The sequence below is a fragment of the Streptomyces sp. NPDC096176 genome (genome assembly GCF_044763255.1).
GTDB lineage: Bacteria > Actinomycetota > Actinomycetes > Streptomycetales > Streptomycetaceae > Streptomyces.
In genome coordinates, this window is sequence record NZ_JBIWFV010000016.1 from 123,313 (window position 1) to 130,434 (window position 7,122).

Annotated in this window: 8 protein-coding genes; 5 read left to right on the forward strand and 3 right to left on the reverse strand. The window is 70.3% G+C overall.

Going from position 1 to position 7,122, the window contains the following annotated elements; translation table 11 throughout:
* From ACIQ7Q_RS31715 to ACIQ7Q_RS31735, 5 genes are all read left to right on the forward strand, one after another.
* Entirely contained in the window at window positions 1-1,347 is a 1,347-nt protein-coding gene (locus ACIQ7Q_RS31715; RefSeq protein ID WP_403869780.1) for a sulfate adenylyltransferase subunit 1, read from the forward strand.
* A 233-nt stretch (window positions 1,348-1,580) separates the two neighbouring features.
* Window positions 1,581-2,690: an ABC transporter substrate-binding protein gene (locus ACIQ7Q_RS31720; RefSeq protein ID WP_403869783.1), complete on the forward strand. Its 1,110-nt coding sequence runs from the start codon at window positions 1,581-1,583 to the stop codon at window positions 2,688-2,690.
* Window positions 2,691-2,723: 33 nt separating this feature from the next.
* Window positions 2,724-3,518: an ABC transporter ATP-binding protein gene (locus tag ACIQ7Q_RS31725; protein ID WP_403869786.1), complete on the forward strand. Its 795-nt coding sequence runs from the start codon at window positions 2,724-2,726 to the stop codon at window positions 3,516-3,518.
* On the forward strand, window positions 3,505-4,413 hold the full coding sequence (locus ACIQ7Q_RS31730; RefSeq protein WP_403869789.1) for an ABC transporter permease: 909 nt from the start codon (window positions 3,505-3,507) through the stop codon (window positions 4,411-4,413). The genes ACIQ7Q_RS31725 and ACIQ7Q_RS31730 overlap by 14 nt, the downstream gene beginning before the upstream one ends.
* Window positions 4,414-4,420: 7 nt before the next feature.
* The gene (locus ACIQ7Q_RS31735) at window positions 4,421-5,158 is read left to right on the forward strand and encodes a sirohydrochlorin chelatase (RefSeq protein ID WP_403869791.1); all 738 of its coding nucleotides are present in this window, start codon (window positions 4,421-4,423) and stop codon (window positions 5,156-5,158) included.
* 61 nt (window positions 5,159-5,219) lie between these two features.
* On the opposite strand, the gene ACIQ7Q_RS31740 is transcribed toward ACIQ7Q_RS31735, so the two are convergent.
* Genes ACIQ7Q_RS31740 through ACIQ7Q_RS31750 form a run of 3 tightly spaced genes read right to left on the reverse strand, consistent with a single transcriptional unit; the run spans window position 5,220 to window position 6,884 of the window.
* The gene (locus ACIQ7Q_RS31740) at window positions 5,220-5,873 is read right to left on the reverse strand and encodes a DsbA family protein (RefSeq protein WP_403869794.1); all 654 of its coding nucleotides are present in this window, start codon (window positions 5,871-5,873) and stop codon (window positions 5,220-5,222) included.
* Between the two features lie 43 nt (window positions 5,874-5,916).
* A complete protein-coding gene (locus tag ACIQ7Q_RS31745) occupies window positions 5,917-6,378 on the reverse strand; it encodes a ketopantoate reductase family protein (RefSeq protein ID WP_403869822.1) in 462 nt (153 codons plus the stop codon).
* On the reverse strand, window positions 6,336-6,884 hold the full coding sequence (locus ACIQ7Q_RS31750; protein WP_403869798.1) for a DUF1697 domain-containing protein: 549 nt from the start codon (window positions 6,882-6,884) through the stop codon (window positions 6,336-6,338). Before ACIQ7Q_RS31750 ends, ACIQ7Q_RS31745 begins: the two co-directional genes overlap by 43 nt.
* Between the last annotated feature and the right edge of the window lie 238 nt (window positions 6,885-7,122).

The following is a 7,122-nucleotide window of genomic DNA, read 5'->3' on the forward strand; positions in this document are numbered from 1 at the left end:
ATGACCACCCCCACCGAGCAGCTGGCCGAGCAGCTCTCCGCCACGACCCTGCTGCGTTTCGCCACCGCGGGGTCGGTCGACGACGGCAAGTCCACCCTGGTCGGGCGCCTGCTGCACGACTCCAAGTCGGTCCTCGCCGACCAGTTGGAGGCGGTCGAGCACGCGTCGCGCAGCCGGGGCCAGGAGGCGCCGGACCTGGCGCTGCTCACCGACGGCCTGCGGGCCGAACGCGAGCAGGGCATCACCATCGACGTGGCGTACCGCTACTTCGCGACGCCCCGGCGCCGGTTCATCCTCGCCGACACCCCCGGGCATGTGCAGTACACCCGCAACATGGTCACCGGGGCCTCGACGGCCGAGCTGGCGGTCGTGCTCGTCGACGCCCGCAACGGCGTCGTCGAGCAAACCCGCCGCCATGCCGCGGTCGCCGCGCTGCTGCGCGTGCCGCATGTGGTGCTGGCCGTCAACAAGATGGACCTCGTCGACTACGCGGAGCCCGTCTTCGCGAAGATCGCGGAGGAGTTCACCGCGTACGCGGCGTCCCTCGGCGTCCCCGAGATCACCGCGATCCCGATCTCGGCCCTCGCCGGCGACAACGTGGTGGACCCGTCCGCGAACATGGACTGGTACGGCGGCCCGACGGTGCTCGAGCATCTCGAGACCGTGCCCGTCAGCCATGACCTGACCGGCTGCCACGCCCGGCTGCCCGTGCAGTACGTGATCCGTCCGCAGACCGCCGAGCACCCCGACTACCGCGGCTACGCGGGCCAGATCGCCGCCGGCACGTTCCGCGTCGGCGAGTCGGTGACCGTCCTGCCGTCGGGCCGTACGTCGAAGGTCTCCGGCATCGACCTCCTCGGCAAGTCCGTGGACGTCGCCTGGACGCCGCAGTCGATCACCCTCCTGCTGGAGGACGACATCGACATCTCCCGCGGCGACATCATCGTGCCGACCCATGATGCCCCGCCGACCACGCAGGACGTCGAGGCGACGGTCTGCCACGTCGCGGACCAGCCGCTCACCGTCGGCCAGCGGGTGCTGCTCAAGCACACCACCCGCACGGTGAAGGCGATCGTCAAGGAGATCCCCTCGCGGCTCACCCTCGACGACCTGTCCCAGCACCCGGCTCCGGGGCAGCTCGTCGCCAACGACATCGGTCGCGTCAAGGTCCGCACGGCCGAGCCGCTGGCTCTCGACTCGTACGCGCACTCCCGGCGCACCGGCTCGTTCCTGCTGATCGACCCGGCCGACGGCACCACACTCGCCGCCGGTATGGCCGGGGAGGCGTTCGCCGCCGAAACGGCGCAGGCCGGGCAGCCCACGGACGACGCCGAATGGGACTTCTGATGGCCGACATCTACTCGACCTTCGCCAAGGAGGGCGGCCGTGTCGGCAGCGGCGCCCTCGGCGCGGGCACGGGCGGAGTGGCGCGATGTGCGCGATGTGCGCGATGACGTACGCGCACTGCCCGCGCGCCCACAGCCCCCGTACCCCGCACCGCCGAAGACCTGACACTTTGCCGACGACCCGGCCGCGTCCGACATGACGTAGAGACCGGGCCTACGAGAGGAAACCCTCCCGTGCAAGCCACTCGTACCTTCCTGGGCCGCGGCCTCGCCGCAGCCGCCGCACTGCCGCTGCTCGCCGTGGCGCTCACGGCATGCGGCTACGGCTCCCAGGCCAAGGACGACTCGGTCGCTCCCGCCGCCAAGGGCGAGAAGATCGGCGGTCTCGACACGGTGAAGATCGGGTACTTCCCCAATCTCACCCACGCCACGGCCCTGGTCGGCCACCAGGAGGGCATCATCCAGAAGGAGCTCGGCGGCACCCAGCTGTCCGCGTCGACCTTCAACGCCGGCCCCTCGGAGATCGAGGCGCTGAACGCGGGCTCGATCGACATCGGCTTCATCGGCCCCTCCCCCTCCATCAACGGTTTCGCCAGGTCCAAGAGCAAGAGCCTGCGGATCATCGGCGGTTCCGCTTCCGGCGGCGTCAAGCTCGTCGTGAACCCCGAGAAGATCAAGACCCTCGACGACGTCAAGGGCAAGAAGATCGCCACCCCGCAGCTCGGCAACACGCAGGACGTGGCGTTCCTCAACTGGATCTCCGAGAAGGGCTGGAAGGTCGACGCCGAGACCGGCAAGGGCGACGTGTCCGTGGTGCGCACCGAGAACAAGGTGACCCCGAACGCCTACCTGTCCGGCTCCGTCGACGGCGCCTGGGTGCCCGAGCCGACCGCCTCGAAACTCGTGAGCGACGGTGCGAAGGTGCTGCTCGACGAGTCGGATCTGTGGCCCGACAAGAAGTTCGTTATCACGAACATCATCGTGTCGCAGAAGTTCCTGAAGGAGCACCCGGCCGTCGTCGAGGCGGTGCTGCGCGGCACGGTGAAGACGAACGCCTGGATCAACGCCAACCCCGACAAGGCGAAGGAGTCGGCGAACGCGAAGCTCCAGGAGCTGACGGGCAAGCCGCTGCCTCCCAAGGTCATCGACCCCGCCTGGAAGTCCATCCGGTTCACCGACGACCCGCTGGCGGCGACGCTCGACGCGCAGGCCGACCACGCGGTGAAGGCCGGTCTGCTCCAGCAGCCCGACCTCGCCGGTATCTACGACCTGGGGCCGCTGAACAAGGTCCTCGAGGCCGAGGGTGGTTCCGCGGTCTCCGACGCCGGACTCGGCGTCAAGTAAACCCATCAGCCGAGTTCCCAGGAGGTGACGACCATGGCCACTGCCATCGCCAAGGCCGAGGACCGCGTGATCGTCGAGCACGAGTACGCGGCTCGCATCGGGCATGTCTCCAAGTCCTTCAACGGGCCGACCGGGCCGCAGCTCGTCCTGGACGACATCACACTCGATGTCGCGCCGGGCGAGTTCGTCACCCTCCTGGGGGCCTCCGGCTGCGGCAAGTCGACGCTGCTGAACCTGGTCGCCGGGCTCGACCGACCGACCGCGGGGTCCATCGAGACCCCCGGCGGGCGGCCCGCCCTGATGTTCCAGGAGCACGCGCTGTTCCCGTGGCTGACCGCGGGCAAGAACATCGAACTCGCGCTGCGGCTGCGCGGCGTGCCGAAGGCGGCGCGCCGCCAGGAGGCGGAGCGGCTGCTGGAGCTGGTACGGCTCAAAGGCGCGTACGGCAAGCGGGTGCACGAGCTGTCGGGCGGTATGCGCCAGCGCGTCGCGATGGCACGCGCGCTCGCCCAGGACAGCCAACTTCTGCTGATGGACGAGCCGTTCGCGGCGCTCGACGCCATCACCCGGGACGTGCTGCACGACGAGCTGACCCGGATCTGGCGGGAGACGAACGTCTCGGTCCTCTTCGTCACACACAACGTCCGTGAGGCGGTGCGGCTCGCGCAGCGAGTGGTGCTGCTGTCGTCACGGCCGGGGCGTGTCGCCCGCGAGTGGAGCGTCGACATCGAGCAGCCGCGACGTATCGAGGACACCGCCGTGGCGGAGCTGTCCGTCGAGATCACCGAAGAACTGCGTGGGGAGATCCGCCGACATGGCCAGCACTGACACGACCGCGACGGCCGCCGGGAAGGGCGTCACCAAGACCGACGATCTGGCCGGCCTGGAGGCGGGACTCGACGCACTGGACGCGGTGCAGGTCAACCGCGCCCCAGTGCGCCAGGTGCTGGTGCAGAAGGTGCTGCCGCCGCTCACTGCCGTGGCGCTCGTACTGGTCGCCTGGCAGGTGCTGGTATGGGCGGAGGTCACGGAGGACTACAAGCTGCCCGCGCCCTCCGCTGTGTGGGACAGCCTGTCCGGCATGTGGCTCCAGGGCACTCTGCTGGAGGTCATCTGGACCAGCGTGTCGCGCGGTCTGCTCGGCTTCCTGCTGGCGCTCGCCATCGGCACCCCGCTCGGCCTGCTGGTCGCCCGGGTGAAATTCGTCCGTGCGGCGATCGGTCCGATCCTCTCGGGTCTGCAGTCCCTGCCGTCCGTGGCCTGGGTGCCCCCGGCAGTCATCTGGCTCGGCCTGAACGACAAGATGATGTTCGCCGTCATCCTGCTGGGCGCGGTCCCCTCGATCGCCAACGGCCTGGTGTCCGGCGTCGACCAGGTGCCGCCGCTGTTCCTGCGCGCGGGCCGTACACTCGGCGCGACCGGGCTCAAGGGCACCTGGCACATCGTGATGCCGGCGGCGCTGCCGGGCTATGTGGCGGGCCTCAAGCAGGGCTGGGCGTTCTCCTGGCGTTCACTGATGGCCGCCGAGATCATCGCCTCCTCCCCCGACCTCGGCCTCGGACTCGGCCAGTTGCTGGAGAACGGCCGCAACAACGCCGACATGCCGGGCGTGTTCCTCGCCATCCTGCTGATCCTCGTCGTCGGCATCGCCGTCGACCTGCTGATCTTCAGCCCGCTGGAGCGGTGGATGCTCCGCAATCGCGGGCTGCTCGTCAAGAGCTGAGTACACGATGAACGATCCTGTCCTGCTCGTCGTCGCCCACGGCAGCCGAGACCCGCGCCACGCGGCGACCGTCCACGCCCTCACCCGGCGGGTACGGTCGCTGCGGCCCGGCCTGCGCGTGGAGACGGCGTTCCTCGACTTCAACGCCCCGGCGGTGCCCCAGATCCTCGGGCGTCTGGCGACCGACGGCGTGCGGGACGTGGTGGCGCTGCCGCTGCTGCTGACCCGCGCCTTCCACGCCAAGGCGGACATCCCGGCGGTGCTGCGGCAGGCGCCCCCGTCGCTGCGTGTGCGGCAGGCCGAGGTCCTCGGCCCGTCGCCGCTGCTGCTCGGCGCGGTCGAGCGGCGGCTGTACGAGGCGGGGCTCCGCCCTGCGGACAAGAGCTCGACGGCCCTGGTGCTGGCCGCGGCGGGCTCCACGGACCCGGAGGCGATCGCAGTGATCGCTCACACAGCGCGGGAGCTGCGGCACACCGGTTGGTGCGCCGTGCGGCCTGCGTTCGCCTCCGCATCTCTGCCTCGGACCGAGGACGCCGTCCGCTCGCTGAGGGCCGAGGGCCACTCACGCGTGGCGGTCGCCCCGTACGTGATCGCCCCCGGCCGGCTCCCCGACCGCATCGCGGCCGGAGCGGGTGAGGCGGATGTGATCGCGGACGTGCTGGGCGCGTCTCCCGAACTGGCGCGGCTGTTGCTGGAGCGCCACGACGAGGCACGGATCGAGTACGCGTCGGCGATCTCCGCGTAGTGCCTCTCGTCCGGGCCTTGCCGGGCTCGCGCGGCCGCGGCGGGACGGTCGGACTGACGACTCAGTCGAAGACCAGGCTGCCGGTGCGGGAGCGCTTCAGCTCGAAGAGGTCGGGATGGTTCGCGAGGACACGGAAGCTGTCGAAGAGCTCTGCGGCTTCCCTGCCCCGCGGGATCGAGTTCAGCACCGGTCCGAACCAGACGGTGCCGTCGACGTGGATCGTCGGCGTACCGACATAGGCGTCGGCGCCCGGGTCCTTGCCGGCGTCGTGGCTGCTGCGGACGGCGTCGTCGTACGCGGGGTCGTGCGCGGCCTCGGCCAGGTGGGCGGGCAGACCGAGTGCGGCGAGGGAGGTCACGACGACCTCGTCGAAGTCCTCGTTCTTCTCCTGGTGGATGCGGGTGCCGAAGGCGGTGTAGAGCTCGCGCAGCGCCTCGTCGCCGTACCGCTCGGCGACGGCGGCGGCGACCCGCACCGGGCCGATCGACTTGTCGACCAACTCGCGGTACCAGTCCGGTAGTTCGTTTCCCACATTGTGGAAGTACAAGCTCATCACCCGGAAGCGGAGCCTCAGCGCACGCTCCTGTTCGACCTCCAGCATCCAGCGGGAGGTGATCCAGGCGAAGGGGCAGGCGGGATCGAAGTAGAAGTCGACCGCAGTCCTGTCGTTGGTGTTCGTGTTCCCGTGGCCGTTGCTGCTGTCCCTGATGGTCATGCGATCGACCCTAGCCATCAAGTGGCCTGTCGGCGTGGGCCATTCACGCCCCGACCGAGTGGGCCATTTTCACTTCGACGTCGACGAGGGCGGTGAGCTCGGCGAGTGTCATCGAACCGGCACGTCTGCGATCGCGGGCAAAGGCGTCGGCCGTGCGCAGCAGCACGTCGACGACCGGTGTGGGCACCCCGTGCAGTCGGCCGAGCAGCGTCACCTCGCCGTTGAGGTAGTCGGCCTCGATGGTGCCCGTACCGCGGGTCAGGTTCTGCAACGACGAGCCGCCGCCGCGCGGACCGTCCCCGGGCAGACGCAGCTCCATCCGCCCGGAGCGGGCGTCGCTTTCCTCTGCAGCGCTCACCACGTCGATCCCGGCAGCCGCGAGCACCGCCCGCCCCTCGGCGGCCGCGCGGGATCTTGCACTGATCCGGGCTCGGTCGTCGGCGTCCGTCCGGCCGTGCGGCGTCAGGCCCGGGTCATCTCCACCAGTTTCACGACCGTGTTCCAGTTGCGGCTGGTCGCGACGACGCCCTTCAGCAGACCGGGCCTCGACAAGGCCGCCGCGAGCTTCGAGCGGCCGAGGCCCTCCGGCGCGTACAGGTACAGCGCCCGGTCGCCGAGCCGGAACTCCTCCGGGAGATGGGCCGCGGTGTCGATCGAAGCCAGCCGCTGCGATGCCACGGTCTCGGAGAAAAAGGTGACGTGGAGCTGTTTGCCCTCCAGCGAGGCGGCAGGGAAGGGGCAGGCGTCGGCGACCGCCTGCAGATAGGCGCCGCTGCGTACGAGTGTGTCGACACGGAAGCCGAAGGCCTTCTCGACGGCCGCCTCGATCCCGGCGGCCAGCGCGTGCTCGTCGGTGTCCGCGCTGCTGAAGGCGGCATTGCCGCTCTGCAGATAGGTGGCGATGTCACCGTGGCCCAAGTCACCCAGCACGGCGCGGAGTTGTGCCATGGGGACCTTCCTGCTGCCGCCCACGTTGATCCCGCGCAGGAGTGCCACGTACTGCGTCGTCATGCTCAAAAGATAACGACCTCCGCCGCGACAGGGAGCCCACTCCCTGTCGCGGCGGAGGTCGTAAGGCGGTCGCCATGCCCCGTGGGGGAGGGCACGGCGACCGCCGGTCCTGCGGCGAGCGCGCCGCCGGTGTGAGCGGCGGGGGGGGGGGCGGGGGGCGGCCGCGTCCCCCCGGCCGAACCGGGGGAGCCCGGGGGTGTTGGGTGTGGGGACTTAGCGCACGGGCTGGTTGTGGGGT

Bases quoted from the DNA above. Each gene is read 5' to 3' on its own strand.
- ACIQ7Q_RS31715 (WP_403869780.1), top strand. From the start codon at position 1: ATGACCACCCCCACCGAGCAGCTGGCCGAGCAGCTCTCCGCCACGACC.
- ACIQ7Q_RS31725 (WP_403869786.1), top strand. From the start codon at position 2,724: ATGGCCACTGCCATCGCCAAGGCCGAGGACCGCGTGATCGTCGAGCAC.
- ACIQ7Q_RS31730 (WP_403869789.1), top strand. From the start codon at position 3,505: ATGGCCAGCACTGACACGACCGCGACGGCCGCCGGGAAGGGCGTCACC.
- ACIQ7Q_RS31735 (WP_403869791.1), top strand. From the start codon at position 4,421: ATGAACGATCCTGTCCTGCTCGTCGTCGCCCACGGCAGCCGAGACCCG.
- ACIQ7Q_RS31740 (WP_403869794.1), bottom strand. From the start codon at position 5,873: ATGACCATCAGGGACAGCAGCAACGGCCACGGGAACACGAACACCAAC.
- ACIQ7Q_RS31750 (WP_403869798.1), bottom strand. From the start codon at position 6,884: ATGACGACGCAGTACGTGGCACTCCTGCGCGGGATCAACGTGGGCGGC.